The following is a 15,195-nucleotide window of genomic DNA, read 5'->3' as shown; positions in this document are numbered from 1 at the left end:
CTCGTCAACAAAGAATAACAGTGCCCCCTGACGGGGAGCGCCAGTGACATCGGTGTTTCAGAAAACAGCATGCTATTGGTAAGACGCGACATTTTTTTATACTATCGCGCCTTTCTTATTCGTCGCCTCGTGCGGCTTCCGCCGCAGGTCTCGCCCGTTTTCCCGATAAAAACCGGCTTTGATAACCTGCGGTCTGTTGCAAAAAAGGTAGTTAATCATGAACGCCAGGCACTTTCTCTCGATGATGGATTACACCCCAGATGAACTCCTGGGCTTGATCCGTCGTGGCGTAGAGCTCAAAGACCTGCGAAATCGCGGTGAGCTTTTTGAACCGCTGAAGAACCGGGTATTGGGGATGATTTTCGAGAAATCCTCGACACGTACCCGTCTTTCTTTTGAAGCAGGGATGATTCAGCTGGGTGGCCAGGCCATCTTTTTGTCCCATCGCGACACCCAATTGGGCCGTGGCGAGCCGATTGCCGACAGTGCAAAAGTCATGTCACGCATGCTCGATGCGGTAATGATCCGTACCTACGCGCACAGCAATCTGACCGAATTCGCCGCCAATTCCCGCGTTCCGGTTATCAATGGTCTGTCGGATGACTTACACCCGTGTCAGCTGCTGGCCGACATGCAGACCTTCCTGGAGCATCGCGGCTCGATCCAGGGCAAGACCGTTGCCTGGATCGGCGATGGCAACAACATGTGCAACAGCTATATAGAAGCGGCGATTCAATTCGACTTCCAGTTGCGTGTGGCCTGCCCTGCCGGCTACGAGCCAAACGCCGAGTTCCTGACGCTGGCTGGCGAGCGTGTCACCGTGGTCCGCGACCCGAAAGCCGCAGTTGAGGGCGCCCATCTGGTCAGCACCGATGTGTGGACCTCCATGGGTCAGGAAGAGGAAACCGCCCGGCGCAAGAAGTTGTTCGCGCCGTTTCAGGTCACGCGCGCCCTGCTCGACCTGGCTGACAAGGACGTGCTGTTCATGCACTGCCTGCCTGCTCATCGCGGCGAAGAAATCAGTGTCGACCTGCTGGATGATTCACGCTCGATCGCCTGGGATCAGGCAGAAAATCGCTTGCACGCGCAGAAAGCGCTGCTGGAGTTTCTCGTCGCGCCGGCCTGCAAGCCCGCATGAACCCGTTGCTGCTGAACCTGCGCAACCTCGCTTGCGGCTATCAGAAACAGCGCGTGGTGCAGGATTTGAACATGCACCTCAACGCGGGCGATATTGGCTGCCTGCTAGGCTCGTCGGGCTGCGGCAAGACCACCACACTGCGTGCGATTGCCGGTTTCGAGCCGATACATGCAGGGGAGATAACCCTGGCGGGCGAAGTCATTTCCCGTCCGGGCTGGACTCTGGCACCGGAGAAGCGCCGTATCGGCATGGTGTTTCAGGATTACGCGCTGTTCCCGCACCTGAGCGTCGCCGAGAACATCGCATTCGGCATTCGCAACCAACCGCGCCTTGATCAGGTGATCGCCGAGTTGCTTGAACTGGTCAACCTCGGTGCCCTGGGCAAACGCTACCCTCACGAGTTATCCGGCGGGCAGCAACAACGAGTGGCCCTGGCCAGGGCGCTGGCACCGGAGCCGCAACTGTTGCTGCTCGATGAACCCTTCTCCAACCTGGATGGCGAGTTGCGTAGACGTCTGAGCCATGAAGTGCGCGATATTCTAAAGGCACGTGGTACCAGTGCCATTCTGGTGACCCATGATCAGGAAGAGGCTTTCGCGGTCAGCGATCATGTCGGCGTATTCAAGGAAGGTCGCCTGGAGCAGTGGGATACGCCTTACAACCTGTATCACGAACCTCGTACGCCCTTTGTCGCCAGCTTCATTGGCCAGGGGTATTTCATTCGCGGGCAGATGATAGACCCCGAATCGGTGCGCACCGAACTGGGTGTTCTGCGCGGCAACCGGGCATATCCGGGCGTCAGCGGCAGCGCCGTGGATGTCTTGCTGCGACCTGACGATATCGTCTACGCGCCGCACAGCGACCTGAAAGCGCGGGTAATCGGTCGAACATTTCAGGGCGCATCGACGCTGTATCGCCTGCAGCTGTCTACCGGCAGCCAACTTGAAGCCATTTTCCCCAGTCATGCCGATCACGGTCAGGGCGAGGAAGTCGGTATTCGTGTGGCAGCTGACCATCTGGTGCTGTTTGCAGCGCCCGGCAGCGTCGCGGCGCATACGGTCAATCACTGAGCCGCAGCTTATTCCCGGCCAATCGCTGCGAACCGAGCCTGCGTATGCTCGGCCAGCACGGCTGCCGAAAGCTCAACCTCCAGCCCCCTCCTCCCGGCGCTGACGTAAATACTCTCAAAACCCTGCGCTGTGTCGTCAATGAACGTACGCAGGCGCTTCTTCTGGCCCAGTGGGCTGATACCACCCAACAGGTAGCCCGTTGAGCGCTGCGCCGCCGCGGGGTCAGCCATTTCGGTTTTTTTCGCCCCGGCGGCCTGTGCCAGAGCCTTCAGATCAAGCGTTCCGACGACCGGCACTACGGCGACCAGTAACTCGCCCTTTTCGGTACTGGCCAACAATGTCTTGAAAACCCGCGCGGGCTCCAGCCCCAGCTTTTCCGCTGCTTCCAGCCCATATGACGCTGCTTTGGGATCGTGTTCGTAACTGTGGATACGATGTTCGGCGCGAAGTTTTTTCAGTAAATCCAGTGCAGGGGTCATGCAACGCTCCTTAGGCTTCCGACTGCCTGCCACTTTAAGCCAAGTAAAGTGAACATGCCTTGATTCACGCCACCTGCAACACTGATGGCTTTTTGGTAACAGCCATAAAATCCCGGTATAAAGCGGCTGTGCGGGCTCGTATCCACTCCATGACCGTTCGGTTCCGACCTTTGACAGCGTTGTTTCTTGTCTATATTTTTTCGTTTACGAATATTATCGAAAGCGGTTTTTCGGTATAACTCGCACCAGCGATCAGAAATGGGGTTTTTCTGATACGCACGAATAACGAGCACCCATGCCTGTCTCAGGGTGCCGAGACAAAAACAAAAATGAGGTATCCATGACCATCGCACTAAAACAACCGACACTCACCGGGCAATGTGTAGCTGAATTTCTTGGCACAGCCCTGATGATTTTTTTCGGCACAGGATGCGTTGCAGCGCTCAAGGTCGCGGGAGCCACTTTCGGCTTGTGGGAAATCTGCATCATCTGGGGCATGGCCGTCAGCATGGGGATCTACCTCAGTGCCGGCATTTCAGGTGCCCACCTCAACCCGGCTGTCAGCATCGCGCTGAGTCTGTTTGCCGGTTTCGAAAAACGTAAGTTGCCTTTTTATATCTCGGCGCAAATCGCAGGCGCGTTCTGCGGAGCTGGCTTGGTGTACCTGCTGTACATCAGCCTTTTTTTCGACTTCGAACATGCGCACCACATTATTCGCGGCAGCGAACAGAGCCTTGAACTGGCCTCGGTGTTTTCGACCTATCCAAACCCTGCCATTTCCGTGGAGCAGGCATTTCTGGTCGAAGTGGTCATTACCACCATTCTGATGGGCGTCATCATGGCTTTGGGCGATGACAGCAACGGCTTGCCGCGCGGCCCGCTGGCGCCCTTGCTGATCGGCCTGCTGGTAGCCGTGATAGGCAGCTCGATGGGCCCACTGACCGGTTTTGCCATGAACCCGGCGCGCGACTTCGGTCCGAAGCTGATGACGTTCTTCGCTGGCTGGGGTGAAATGGCCTTCACCGGCGGTCGTGACATTCCTTACTTCCTGGTTCCGATTTTTGCGCCCATTCTGGGTGCCTGCCTTGGTGCTGCTGGCTACCGCGCGCTGATTGCGCGTCATCTGCCCAGCGCCGCTCCTGTTGAAAATGAAAAAGAGGCTCCTGTGGTTCGCGGCAAAGTTCAGGCTTCATCTTGAGCACCCCTCAATTTGAATCTCACTCAACTGAATCCCACCCAATAAATGCAAGGCAATCGACATGACTGACACACAGAACAAGAACTACATCATTGCTCTTGACCAGGGCACCACCAGCTCGCGCGCCATCATCTTCGACCGCGATGCCAACGTGGTGAGCACTGCCCAAAGCGAATTCGTCCAGCATTACCCGCAGGCAGGCTGGGTCGAGCATGACCCGATGGAAATCTTTGCCACCCAGACGGCCTGCATGACCAAGGCGCTGGCGCAGGCCGATCTGCACCACAACCAGATCGCCGCCATCGGTATCACCAACCAGCGTGAAACCACGGTCATCTGGGAGCGCGACACCGGCCGCCCGATCTACAACGCAATCGTCTGGCAGTGCCGCCGCAGCACCGAGATCTGCCAGCAGCTCAAGCGCGACGGTCTTGAGGAGTACATCAAGGACACCACAGGTCTGGTGATTGACCCGTACTTCTCCGGCTCCAAGGTCAAGTGGATTCTGGACAACGTCGAAGGCAGCCGCGAGCGCGCCCGCAAAGGCGAGCTGATGTTCGGCACCATCGATACCTGGCTGATCTGGAAATTCACCGGCGGCAAGGTTCACGTCACCGACTACACCAACGCCTCGCGCACCATGCTGTTCAATATCCATACGCTGGAATGGGATCAGCGCATGCTCGACGTGCTGGACATCCCGCGCGAGATACTGCCAGAGGTCAAAGCCTCCTCCGAGGTCTACGGTCACAGCAAAAGCGGCATCCCGATTGCCGGTATCGCAGGCGACCAACAGGCGGCGTTGTTCGGCCAGATGTGTGTCGAACCCGGCCAGGCCAAGAATACCTACGGCACCGGCTGCTTCCTGCTGATGAACACCGGCAAGAAAGCCGTGAAGTCGGCGCACGGCATGCTGACCACCATCGGCTGCGGCCCGCGTGGTGAAGTGGCCTATGCACTGGAAGGCGCGGTCTTCAACGGTGGCTCGACCGTGCAGTGGCTGCGCGACGAACTCAAGCTCATCAACGACGCGCTGGACACAGAATACTTCGCTGGCAAGGTCAAGGACAGCAACGGCGTGTATCTGGTGCCGGCGTTCACGGGCCTGGGCGCACCTTACTGGGACCCGTACGCACGAGGCGCATTGTTCGGCCTGACCCGCGGAGTGAAAGTCGATCACATCATCCGTGCAGCGCTGGAATCCATCGCCTATCAGACCCGCGACGTGCTCGACGCCATGCAACAGGACTCCGGCGAACGCCTCAAGTCGCTGCGCGTGGACGGCGGTGCCGTGGCCAACAACTTCCTGATGCAGTTTCAGGCGGACATTCTCGGCACCCACGTCGAGCGTCCGCAAATGCGTGAAACCACGGCACTGGGTGCAGCCTTCCTGGCCGGCCTGGCGATCGGGTTCTGGAGCAGCCTGGACGAGTTGCGCAACAAGGCCGTGATCGAGCGCGTGTTCGAACCTTCCTGCGAAGAGGCCCACCGCGAGAAACTCTACGCAGGCTGGCAAAAAGCCGTCGCGCGCACCCGTGACTGGGAACCGCACGAAAACGAAGAGTGATACCCGCTGTTGTGCGGAGGGGACAGGATTCCGGCTGACAGGTCACACTTTCCTGCGGCATGATGGGCGCCATTTGCAGAGGGCGCTCAAGGAAAAACAATGAACCTGCCTCCCCGCCAACAACAGATCCTCGAACTGGTCCGTGACCGTGGTTACGTCAGCATCGAGGAAATGGCGACGCTGTTCGTCGTGACCCCACAAACCATCCGCCGTGATATCAATCAATTGGCGGAAATGAATCTGCTGCGTCGCTACCACGGCGGCGCGGCCTATGACTCCAGCATCGAAAACACCGCCTACGCCATGCGTGCGGATCAGATGCGCGACGAAAAACAACGGATCGCCGAGGCCATCGCCGCGCAGATCCCGGACAACGCCTCGTTGTTCATCAATATCGGCACCACCACCGAATCCATCGCACGCGCCCTGCTCAACCACAACAACCTGAAGATCATCACCAATAACCTGCATGTGGCATCGATCCTCAGTACCAAGGACGATTTCGAGGTCCTGATAGCCGGTGGCAATGTGCGTCGTGACGGCGGCGTGGTGGGCCAAGGCAGTATCGACTTCATTACCCAGTTCAAGGTGGACTTCGCGCTGGTCGGCATCAGCGGCATTGATGAAGACGGCAGCCTGCTGGATTTCGATTATCAGGAAGTACGGGTTTCCCAGGCGATCATCGCCAACGCACGCAAAGTGCTGCTTGCCGCTGACTCCAGCAAGTTCGGGCGCAATGCGATGGTCCGGTTGGGACCAATCACCCTGATCGATTGCCTGGTCACCGATCAGCCACCTGTGCCCGCACTGCAACAACTGCTGACCCAGCACAAGATTCGTCTGGAAGTGGTGTGATTGTCAGGAACGACCGGTGTCCGCGATAACACATGCCGTTCTGGACACGCTGGAGCGTGAGGAACGATAAGCCCGAATATCGTGCGACGCTCCGCGTCGCATGCCGTTCCGGACGCTCTGCGTCCTCTTTTATGCGCAGAGCGTCGCGAACTTGATTCCCGCTGGAGCCTGAGACACGAGAGGTGTCCAGGCTGGCGCGTGCAGAACGAAAAGCATCAGATAGTACGATCATCCCCCGCGTGACATCCCGCCCTACAATGTTCATTTTTGTTCTTTTCCTGACTTCACCATCAGTATTTTCAATCGATACTCGCTAGCAAGGGTCATTTTATTGAGCTATTATTTTCGAAAGTGAACATTAATGTTCAGATTCGCCTTTCGAGCTTTGCTCACGAATTGTCCAGGAGGCCACCAATGCCCCACACTACCGTGCCAACCCAACCCCTCTCCGAGGTTTACGACATCGCCGTTATTGGCGGTGGCATCAATGGTGTCGGTATTGCGGCGGATGCCTCCGGTCGCGGCCTGTCGGTTTTTCTTTGCGAAAAGGACGACCTGGCCAGCCACACGTCTTCGGCCAGCAGCAAGCTGATTCATGGCGGCCTGCGCTATCTTGAGCACTACGAATTCCGTCTGGTCCGCGAAGCACTCGCAGAGCGCGAAGTGCTGCTTGCCAAGGCGCCGCACATCGTCAAACCCATGCGTTTTGTCTTGCCGCACCGTCCGCACCTGCGTCCAGCGTGGATGATCCGCGCCGGCATGTTCCTGTATGACAACCTCGGCAAGCGCGAAAAGCTGCCCGCCTCGAAAACCATTCGTTTTGGTGCGGACAGCCCGCTCAACTCGAGCATCACCCGTGGCTTCGAATACTCCGATTGCTGGGTCGACGACGCCCGTCTGGTGGTGCTCAACGCCATGGCCGCGCGTGAAAACGGAGCGCATATTCATACGCAGACCCGCTGTGTCAGTGCCCGCCGCATCAAGGGCATGTGGCACCTGCACCTGGAACGCAGCGATGGCAGCCTGTTCTCGATCCACGCCAAGGCATTGGTCAATGCGGCAGGCCCGTGGGTGGCCAAGTTCATCCGTGAAGACCTCAAGCTCGATTCGGCTTACGGCATCCGCCTGATTCAAGGCAGCCACCTGATCGTGCCGAAACTGTACGAGGGTGAGCACGCGTTCATTCTGCAGAACGAAGACAAGCGCATCGTGTTCACGATTCCGTACCTGGAACACTTCACCATCGTCGGCACCACTGACCGTGAGTATCAGGGCGATCCGAACAAGGTGGACATCACCGAAGGCGAGATGGATTACGTGCTGAAAGTGGCCAACGACCACTTCAAGAAACAGTTGAGTCGCGCAGACGTGCTCCACACATTCTCTGGCGTGCGCCCGCTGTGCAACGACGAGTCCGATAATCCGTCTGCCATTACCCGTGATTACACGCTTTCGTTGTCAGGCGGCGCGGACGAGGCGCCAATTCTGTCGGTGTTCGGCGGCAAGCTGACCACCTACCGCAAACTGGCCGAATCGGCGATGACGCAGTTGGCACCGTTCTTCAAACAGATGAAACCGAGCTGGACGGCCAAGGCAGCACTGCCAGGCGGCGAAGACATGACCACGCCAGAAGCCCTGGCAGCAGAAATGACTCGCCGCTTCAGTTGGCTGCCCGCACCTATCGCCAAACGCTGGGCGATTACCTACGGCAGCCGCAGCTGGCGTTTGCTGGAAGGCGCGCAAGGTCTTGAAGACCTCGGCCAGCATCTGGGTGCCGGTCTGTACACTCGAGAGGTCGATTACCTGTGCGACCAGGAATGGGCTACCAGCATCGAAGACATCCTGTGGCGCCGTACCAAGCTTGGCCTGTTCACTACGCCTGAAGAACAGGCCGCTGTGCGCAGCTACCTGGAAACTGTTGTGCGCAACAAGGCAGCTATCGAGGCTGCCTGATAGCTCGCATACCACCTGTTCGCCCATCGCGCGGCGAACAGGTTTGTTCCTCTGCACCGCCCTCCCCCTGAATACTCCGTTGCATTCGGTTTTCCGAACATTTCGCTCTGCCTGATTCGGCTTCCCGGACGCTTCGATTCCGGGCGTCGCATTCAACCACGAATAAAATCCTTTAAATTCATAGCCTTGATTGATTCAAGCTGCTTGGCACGACTCATGCTCTACACTCTGAACCGAGCGTTTCGACAGGGCGTGTGTCTGGATCTGGACGCCGTTGAAGCATTCGCCAAGAAGCGGGCCGACTCCCATTGCGGCCCCATCAATAAAAATGAAATCAAGGATTCATCAATGCGCATCGTTCCCCATCTGTTGGGCGTAGCAATCACTGCCGCTCTGATCAGCACCCCGGTTTTCGCCGCCGAACTTACCGGCACCCTGAAGAAAATCAAGGAATCCGGCACCATCACGCTGGGCCACCGTGACGCGTCCATTCCGTTTTCCTACATCGCAGACGCTTCTGGCGTACCGATGGGCTACTCGCATGACATTCAGCTGAAAATCGTCGAAGCCATCAAGAAAGAACTGGACATGCCTGACCTCAAGGTCAAGTACAACCTGGTAACATCTCAGACCCGTATTCCGCTGGTTCAGAACGGCACCGTCGACGTTGAATGTGGTTCGACCACCAACAATGTCGAGCGCCAGCAGCAGGTCGATTTCTCCATCGGCATCTTCGAAGTCGGCACGCGTCTGCTGTCGAAAAAGGACTCCAGCTACAAGGACTTCGATGACCTGAAAGGCAAGAACGTCGTGACCACCGCTGGCACAACGTCCGAGCGCATCCTCAAGGCGATGAACGCCGACAAGCAGATGGGCATGAACGTGATCTCGGCCAAGGACCACGGCGAATCCTTCCAGATGCTTGAGTCCGGCCGTGCGGTCGCATTCATGATGGACGACGCACTGCTGGCCGGCGAGATGGCCAAGGCCAAGAAGCCGGATGACTGGGCAGTGACCGGTACTGCGCAATCCTACGAAATCTACGGCTGCATGGTCCGCAAGGGCGATGCCCCGTTCAAGAAGGCAGTGGATGACGCCATTGTTGCCACCTACAAGTCTGGCGACATCAATGCCATCTACAGCAAGTGGTTCATGTCCCCCGTCCCGCCTAAAGGGCTGAATCTGAATTTCCCGATGAGCGACAAGCTCAAGGAACTGATTCAGAACCCGACCGACAAGGCCGCAGAAGACAAGAAAGCCTGAGCAACCGGTTCAGCCAGTCTGAACTGATGGCATCCCGAACAGGCAAAACCTGTTCGGGACCGGCCCCTCACTCTCGAAGTCCGACAGTGCGTGCATCTCGATATAAATAGAAAAATAGGGGGAGACCCTGATGAATTACAACTGGGACTGGGGCGTGTTCTTCAAGTCCACCGGCGTCGGCAGCGAGACCTATCTGGACTGGTTCATATCCGGCCTGGGCTGGACCATCGCCATTGCTGTCGTTGCCTGGATCATTGCCCTGATACTGGGTTCGGTACTGGGCGTCATGCGCACCGTACCAAGCCGTCTGGTGTCGGGTATTGCCACGGTATACGTGGAAATTTTCCGTAATGTGCCACTGCTGGTGCAGCTGTTCATCTGGTACTTTCTGGTGCCCGATCTGCTGCCGGAAAACCTGCAGGAGTGGTACAAGCAGGACCTCAACCCGACTACCTCAGCGTTCCTGAGCGTGGTGGTCTGCCTGGGTCTGTTTACCGCTGCACGGGTCTGCGAACAGGTGCGTACCGGCATTGAAGCACTGCCAAAGGGCCAGGAATCGGCCGCGCGTGCAATGGGCTTCAAGCTGCCGCAGATCTACTGGAACGTGCTGTTGCCACAGGCTTACCGGATCATCATTCCGCCGCTCACTTCCGAATTCCTGAACGTGTTCAAGAACTCGTCGGTAGCGTCGCTGATCGGCCTGATGGAGCTGCTCGCGCAGACCAAACAGACCGCCGAGTTTTCCGCCAACCTGTTTGAAGCCTTTACGCTCGCAACCCTCATCTACTTCACGCTGAACATGAGCCTGATGCTGCTGATGCGCATGATCGAGAAGAAAGTCGCTGTACCCGGACTCATCTCACTGGGGGGCAAATAATGGACTTCACTGGAATCGTTCCAGCCATTCCCGGCCTGTGGAACGGCATGGTCATGACCCTCAAGCTGATGGCAATGGGTGTCGTCGGCGGCTTGGTACTCGGTACGCTGCTGGCCTTGATGCGCCTGTCATCGAACAAGCTGCTGGCCAATTTGGCTGGCGCTTACGTGAACTACTTCCGTTCGATCCCGCTGCTGTTGGTGATCACCTGGTTCTACCTCGCAGTGCCATTCGTGTTGCGCTGGATTACCGGTGAAGACACGCCCATCGGGGCCTTCGCCTCCTGCGTCGTGGCCTTCATGATGTTCGAAGCCGCGTACTTCTGCGAAATCGTCCGTGCCGGCGTGCAGTCGATTTCCAAAGGACAGATGGGCGCAGCCCAGGCGCTGGGCATGAATTACTCGCAGATGATGCGACTGATCATCCTGCCCCAGGCATTTCGCAAGATGACGCCGCTGTTGCTGCAACAGAGCATCATTCTGTTCCAGGACACCTCTCTGGTGTACACCGTGGGCCTTGTGGACTTTCTCAACGCATCGCGCTCCAGTGGCGACATCATCGGGCGCGCCAACGAGTTCCTGATCATTGCCGGTCTGGTCTATTTCACGATCAGCTTTGCCGCCTCGCTGCTGGTGAAGCGTCTGCAAAAAAGGTTTGCCGTATGATTTCCATAAAAAATGTCAACAAATGGTATGGCGACTTCCAGGTGCTGACCGATTGCAGCACCGAGGTCAGCAAAGGTGAAGTGGTGGTGGTGTGCGGGCCCTCCGGTTCCGGCAAGTCGACCCTGATCAAATGCGTGAATGCGCTGGAACCGTTTCAGAAAGGCGACATTGTCGTCGACGGCACTTCCATTTCCGACTCGAAGACCAACCTGCCAAAACTGCGCTCGCGGGTCGGCATGGTGTTTCAGCACTTCGAGCTGTTTCCGCACCTGAGCATTGTCGAAAACCTGACCATCGCGCAGATCAAGGTACTGGGCCGCAGCAAGGCCGAAGCGACCGAAAAAGGCCTGAAATTGCTGGACCGCGTCGGCCTCTCCGAGCATGCGCACAAGCATCCCGGGCAGCTTTCCGGCGGTCAGCAACAACGTGTTGCCATCGCTCGCGCCCTGGCGATGGACCCGGTGGTCATGCTGTTTGACGAACCGACGTCTGCGCTGGACCCGGAAATGGTCAACGAAGTGCTCGACGTGATGGTGCAACTGGCGCACGAAGGCATGACCATGATGTGCGTGACCCACGAAATGGGCTTCGCTCGCAAGGTCGCCAATCGGGTGATTTTCATGGACAAGGGACAGATTGTCGAAGACTGCGAAAAAGAAGAGTTTTTCGGTGACGTCAGCGCACGCTCGGAACGCGCTCAGCAATTTCTCGCCAAGATTCTCCAGCACTAGGTAATGCCGGCTGCCCGCGCGCTCGCGGGCAGCTGTTCGGTTCAGGACGACTGTGATGAAATGCGACCCCACTCTGTATCGCGCCGCGCCGCCATCACTCGCCGTGAAACCTCGTCTGATACGCCAACTGTTTTTGCCGCCACTGATCCTCATGCTGATGATCGGACTGGGCTATATCGCCTACCTGATCAGCGAACACAGCGGTATCAAGAGCCTGCGCGAGACCGGTGAGCGCCAGCTGGAGCTGCACGCCCGTACGGTCGAGAGCGAAATAAGCAAGTACACCTATTTGCCCAGCGTGCTGGAGCTTGAATCCAGCGTGTCGCAGATGCTCAACAAGCCGAGCCCCGAGCTTCAGCAGCAGGTCAACCGTTATCTGGAAGGGATGAATCGACGCAGCGGCAGCCGCGCCATTTATGTGATGGACACCACCGGCCGAGTGCTGGCCACCAGCAACTGGCGTGATTCCGACAGCTATCAGGGTGAAGACCTGTCCTTCCGCGCCTACTTTCAGGACGCCGTGCGCGGCCTGCCCGGCCGTTTTTACGGGATTGGCACCACCACGGGCGAATCGGGTTACTACCTGGCCCACGGGCTGGAAGACAAAGGCCGGATCATCGGCGTCGCCGTGATCAAGGTGCGCCTTGAAGCACTGGAAGAACGCTGGCAGCGTGCTCGTCTGGAGGCATTTGTCAGCGACGAGAACGGCATCATCATCCTCTCAAGTGACCCGGCTCGACGCCTGAAGTCAGTTCGACCGCTCACTCCGCAGGTCAAGGAACGTCTGGCCCGCAGCCTGCAATATTACTGGTGGCCGCTTAACGAACTGGTGCCGCTGGAACGGGAAACCCTTTCCGAAGGCGTCGAAAAGCTTGTGTTCCCGGCCAACGTCAGTGTCGATCGAGAGCACAAGCAGGTCAGCTATCTGGCCCAGAGCCGCCCGCTGAGCGATACCGCCTGGCACCTGACACTGCTTACGCCCCTGGAAGACCTGCGCCGTGAAGCGGCCAACCAGGGCATGCTGGTAGCTGTGGCCTGCGCGCTGGTGACCTTTCTGCTGATTGCCTGGAACGAGCGGCGCAAGGTTATCTCGACCCGGCTGGCGGCCAGAGAGGCGCTGCAGGCTGCGAACAATGAGCTGGAACGCAAGATCGCCGAGCGTACCGAACACCTGCGTGCCAGCAACGAACGCCTCAAGGCGCAGATTCGCGAACGAAGACAGGCTGAAGACACCCTGCGCAAAGCCCAGGACGAGTTGGTGCAAGCTGGCAAGCTGGCGGCTATCGGCCAAATGTCGACCAGCATCGCTCATGAACTGAACCAGCCTCTGGCAGCATTGCGCACCTTGTCTGGCAACACCGTGCGTTTTCTTGAGCGAGGCGCACTGGACACCGCCAGCGCCAACCTGCGCACCATCAATGATCTGGTCGACCGCATGGGCCGCATTACCGCCAGCCTGCGCGCATTCGCCAGACGCGGCGACGATCAGGGCCAGGCGCAACTGAGCAAGGCCGTCGAGGCGGCGGCGCAGTTGCTCGGCGTACGCCTGGAGCAGTCCGGCCTGGCATTGCATCGAGACTTCGTCGACGCCACCCTGACCATCGATCAGACCCGTCTGGAACAGATTCTGGTCAACCTGATCGGCAATGCGCTGGACGCCATGTTCAACCAGCCAGCGCCCGAATTGTGGCTTACCGGGTCAATTGAAGACGGCCGTTATCGCTTGCGGGTGCGTGATAACGGACACGGCGTCGATACCGAAACCCGCAAGCACCTGTTCGAACCTTTCTTCACCACCAAACCCGGCGAACAAGGCCTGGGACTGGGCCTGACGCTGTCGGCGAGCCTTGCCGCCGCAGCCGGGGGCAGCCTGAGCGCAGAGCATCCGGGTGACGGCGGCACAACATTTGTCCTGAGCCTGCCATTTGTCACCGATGCCCCGACCGACAATCGCCCGACCGGCCCCGGCCCAGGTGGACTGACATGAGACGACACCCATGAGCATCAACAGCGACCTGACTGTGCTGATCGTCGAAGACGACCCGCATGTGTTGCTCGGCTGCCAGCAGGCGCTGGCGCTGGAAGACATTGCCAGCGAAGGCGTATCCAGCGCCGAAGACGCCCTCAAGCGCATTGGTGACAATTTTGCCGGTATCGTCATCAGCGACATTCGTTTGCCGGGTATCGACGGCCTGGAATTACTGAGTCGCCTCAAGGCGCGTGACAGCAGCCTGCCGGTGGTGCTGATCACCGGTCACGGCGATATCACCATGGCCGTCAACGCAATGCGCGATGGTGCTTACGATTTCATGGAGAAACCCTTTTCTCCCGAGCGCCTGGTCGACGTCACCCGGCGCGCGCTGGAGCAGCGCGGGCTGGCCCGTGAAGTCTGGGCCTTGCGCAAGCAACTGGCCGAACGCGATTCGCTGGAAGGCCGGATCATCGGCCGCTCCCCAGCCATGCAAAACCTGCGCGCATTGATTGCCAACGTCGCCGATACATCGGCCAATGTGCTGATCGAAGGCGAGACCGGCACCGGCAAGGAGCTCGTTGCGCGCTGCCTGCACGACTTCAGCCGGCGCAAGGACAGCCAGTTCGTGGCACTCAATTGTGGCGGGCTGGCAGAAAGCCTGTTCGAGTCGGAAATTTTCGGTCACGAAGCCAATGCATTTACCGGCGCGGGCAAGCGGCGCATCGGCAAGATAGAACACGCCCACAATGGCACGCTGTTTCTTGATGAAGTGGAAAGCATGCCGGTCAACCTGCAGATCAAACTGTTGCGCGTCCTCCAGGAACGAACTCTGGAGCGGCTTGGTTCGAACCAGAGTGTCGCGGTGGATTGCCGGGTCATTGCGGCGACCAAATCCGACCTCAATGCACTGAGCAAGACCAGTCAGTTCCGCAGCGACCTGTATTACCGTCTGAACGTCGTCACGCTGGAGCTGCCGCCATTGCGTGAGCGCCGCGAAGACATTCTGCAGCTGTTCGAACATTTCCTGCAGTTGTCGTCATTGCGCTTCGACCGTGAGCCGCCAACGCTGGACAGACAGACCAGTTCAAGCCTGATGAGCCACGACTGGCCAGGTAACGTGCGGGAACTGCGCAATGTAGCCGAGCGATTTGCCTTGGGTCTGCCAGCGTTCAAACAGGCAGGCACGGTCAGTGAAAATCAAAGCCTGGGATTTGCCGAAGCGGTTGAAGCCTTCGAACGATCCCTGCTCAGCGAAGCCCTGCAACGCAGCGGCGGCAACCTCAGCCAGGCCAGTCAGGAACTGGGCATGGCCAAAACCACCTTGTTCGACAAGGTCAAGAAATACGGGCTTTGAGCACTGCGTCCGATCTTGAGTATGCGGCGTAACGCAGATCTGTGACGCAGAGCGTCACCCACTGCATTCCCAC

13 protein-coding genes are annotated in these 15,195 nt (G+C 58.4%); 12 read left to right on the top strand and 1 reads right to left on the bottom strand.

The features are described 5' to 3' along the window. Window positions 1–217: 217 nt before the first annotated feature. Both argF and RYB09_RS24520 read left to right on the top strand, forming a co-directional pair. Complete coding sequence (gene argF, locus RYB09_RS24525) at window positions 218–1,138, top strand: ornithine carbamoyltransferase (RefSeq protein WP_058408367.1); 921 nt, start codon at window positions 218–220, stop codon at window positions 1,136–1,138. Next, window positions 1,135–2,208: an ABC transporter ATP-binding protein gene (locus tag RYB09_RS24520; protein WP_219169997.1), complete on the top strand. Its 1,074-nt coding sequence runs from the start codon at window positions 1,135–1,137 to the stop codon at window positions 2,206–2,208. The genes argF and RYB09_RS24520 overlap by 4 nt, the downstream gene beginning before the upstream one ends. Window positions 2,209–2,216: 8 nt before the next feature. On the opposite strand, the gene ybaK is transcribed toward RYB09_RS24520, so the two are convergent. Further along, window positions 2,217–2,687 carry a Cys-tRNA(Pro) deacylase gene (gene ybaK, locus RYB09_RS24515; protein ID WP_316890604.1) on the bottom strand — a complete coding sequence of 157 codons (471 nt, stop codon included), beginning with the start codon at window positions 2,685–2,687 and terminating at the stop codon, window positions 2,217–2,219. Window positions 2,688–3,027: 340 nt separating this feature from the next. Here ybaK and RYB09_RS24510 point away from each other — a divergent pair, with 340 nt between their 5' ends. From RYB09_RS24510 to RYB09_RS24465, 10 genes are all read left to right on the top strand, one after another. Further along, a complete protein-coding gene (locus RYB09_RS24510; protein ID WP_219169999.1) occupies window positions 3,028–3,885 on the top strand; it encodes an MIP/aquaporin family protein in 858 nt (285 codons plus the stop codon). A gap of 61 nt (window positions 3,886–3,946) precedes the next feature. Continuing rightward, a complete protein-coding gene (gene glpK / locus RYB09_RS24505; RefSeq protein ID WP_003363615.1) occupies window positions 3,947–5,452 on the top strand; it encodes a glycerol kinase GlpK in 1,506 nt (501 codons plus the stop codon). Window positions 5,453–5,551: 99 nt separating this feature from the next. Further along, window positions 5,552–6,307 (top strand): DeoR/GlpR family transcriptional regulator, encoded by a 756-nt coding sequence (locus RYB09_RS24500; RefSeq protein ID WP_011169330.1) that lies wholly within the window; start codon window positions 5,552–5,554, stop codon window positions 6,305–6,307. A 414-nt stretch (window positions 6,308–6,721) separates the two neighbouring features. Beyond that, window positions 6,722–8,260 (top strand): glycerol-3-phosphate dehydrogenase, encoded by a 1,539-nt coding sequence (gene glpD, locus RYB09_RS24495; protein ID WP_002554862.1) that lies wholly within the window; start codon window positions 6,722–6,724, stop codon window positions 8,258–8,260. 348 nt (window positions 8,261–8,608) lie between these two features. Further along, on the top strand, window positions 8,609–9,523 hold the full coding sequence (locus tag RYB09_RS24490; RefSeq protein ID WP_058401656.1) for a glutamate/aspartate ABC transporter substrate-binding protein: 915 nt from the start codon (window positions 8,609–8,611) through the stop codon (window positions 9,521–9,523). Window positions 9,524–9,653: 130 nt separating this feature from the next. Next, the gene (locus RYB09_RS24485) at window positions 9,654–10,400 is read left to right on the top strand and encodes an amino acid ABC transporter permease (RefSeq protein ID WP_004658194.1); all 747 of its coding nucleotides are present in this window, start codon (window positions 9,654–9,656) and stop codon (window positions 10,398–10,400) included. Further along, a complete protein-coding gene (locus RYB09_RS24480; protein ID WP_177342370.1) occupies window positions 10,397–11,065 on the top strand; it encodes an amino acid ABC transporter permease in 669 nt (222 codons plus the stop codon). Before RYB09_RS24485 ends, RYB09_RS24480 begins: the two co-directional genes overlap by 4 nt. Next, window positions 11,062–11,796 carry an amino acid ABC transporter ATP-binding protein gene (locus tag RYB09_RS24475; RefSeq protein WP_002554866.1) on the top strand — a complete coding sequence of 245 codons (735 nt, stop codon included), beginning with the start codon at window positions 11,062–11,064 and terminating at the stop codon, window positions 11,794–11,796. The genes RYB09_RS24480 and RYB09_RS24475 overlap by 4 nt, the downstream gene beginning before the upstream one ends. Window positions 11,797–11,851: 55 nt before the next feature. Then, a complete protein-coding gene (locus RYB09_RS24470) occupies window positions 11,852–13,783 on the top strand; it encodes an ATP-binding protein (RefSeq protein WP_058401631.1) in 1,932 nt (643 codons plus the stop codon). A 10-nt stretch (window positions 13,784–13,793) separates the two neighbouring features. Beyond that, the gene (locus RYB09_RS24465) at window positions 13,794–15,122 is read left to right on the top strand and encodes a sigma-54-dependent transcriptional regulator (RefSeq protein ID WP_219170003.1); all 1,329 of its coding nucleotides are present in this window, start codon (window positions 13,794–13,796) and stop codon (window positions 15,120–15,122) included. Window positions 15,123–15,195: the final 73 nt, after the last annotated feature.

This window comes from Pseudomonas syringae group sp. J254-4 (assembly GCF_032586855.1).
Taxonomy (GTDB): Bacteria; Pseudomonadota; Gammaproteobacteria; order Pseudomonadales; family Pseudomonadaceae; genus Aquipseudomonas; species Aquipseudomonas amygdali.
The sequence above is the reverse complement of the archived record's forward strand: the minus strand, read 5'-3'. Positions and strand labels throughout refer to the sequence as shown.

Bases quoted from the DNA above. Each gene is read 5' to 3' on its own strand.
- argF (WP_058408367.1), top strand. From the start codon at position 218: ATGAACGCCAGGCACTTTCTCTCGATGATGGATTACACCCCAGATGAA.
- RYB09_RS24520 (WP_219169997.1), top strand. From the start codon at position 1,135: ATGAACCCGTTGCTGCTGAACCTGCGCAACCTCGCTTGCGGCTATCAG.
- ybaK (WP_316890604.1), bottom strand. From the start codon at position 2,687: ATGACCCCTGCACTGGATTTACTGAAAAAACTTCGCGCCGAACATCGT.
- RYB09_RS24510 (WP_219169999.1), top strand. From the start codon at position 3,028: ATGACCATCGCACTAAAACAACCGACACTCACCGGGCAATGTGTAGCT.
- glpK (WP_003363615.1), top strand. From the start codon at position 3,947: ATGACTGACACACAGAACAAGAACTACATCATTGCTCTTGACCAGGGC.
- RYB09_RS24500 (WP_011169330.1), top strand. From the start codon at position 5,552: ATGAACCTGCCTCCCCGCCAACAACAGATCCTCGAACTGGTCCGTGAC.
- glpD (WP_002554862.1), top strand. From the start codon at position 6,722: ATGCCCCACACTACCGTGCCAACCCAACCCCTCTCCGAGGTTTACGAC.
- RYB09_RS24490 (WP_058401656.1), top strand. From the start codon at position 8,609: ATGCGCATCGTTCCCCATCTGTTGGGCGTAGCAATCACTGCCGCTCTG.
- RYB09_RS24485 (WP_004658194.1), top strand. From the start codon at position 9,654: ATGAATTACAACTGGGACTGGGGCGTGTTCTTCAAGTCCACCGGCGTC.
- RYB09_RS24475 (WP_002554866.1), top strand. From the start codon at position 11,062: ATGATTTCCATAAAAAATGTCAACAAATGGTATGGCGACTTCCAGGTG.
- RYB09_RS24470 (WP_058401631.1), top strand. From the start codon at position 11,852: ATGAAATGCGACCCCACTCTGTATCGCGCCGCGCCGCCATCACTCGCC.
- RYB09_RS24465 (WP_219170003.1), top strand. From the start codon at position 13,794: ATGAGCATCAACAGCGACCTGACTGTGCTGATCGTCGAAGACGACCCG.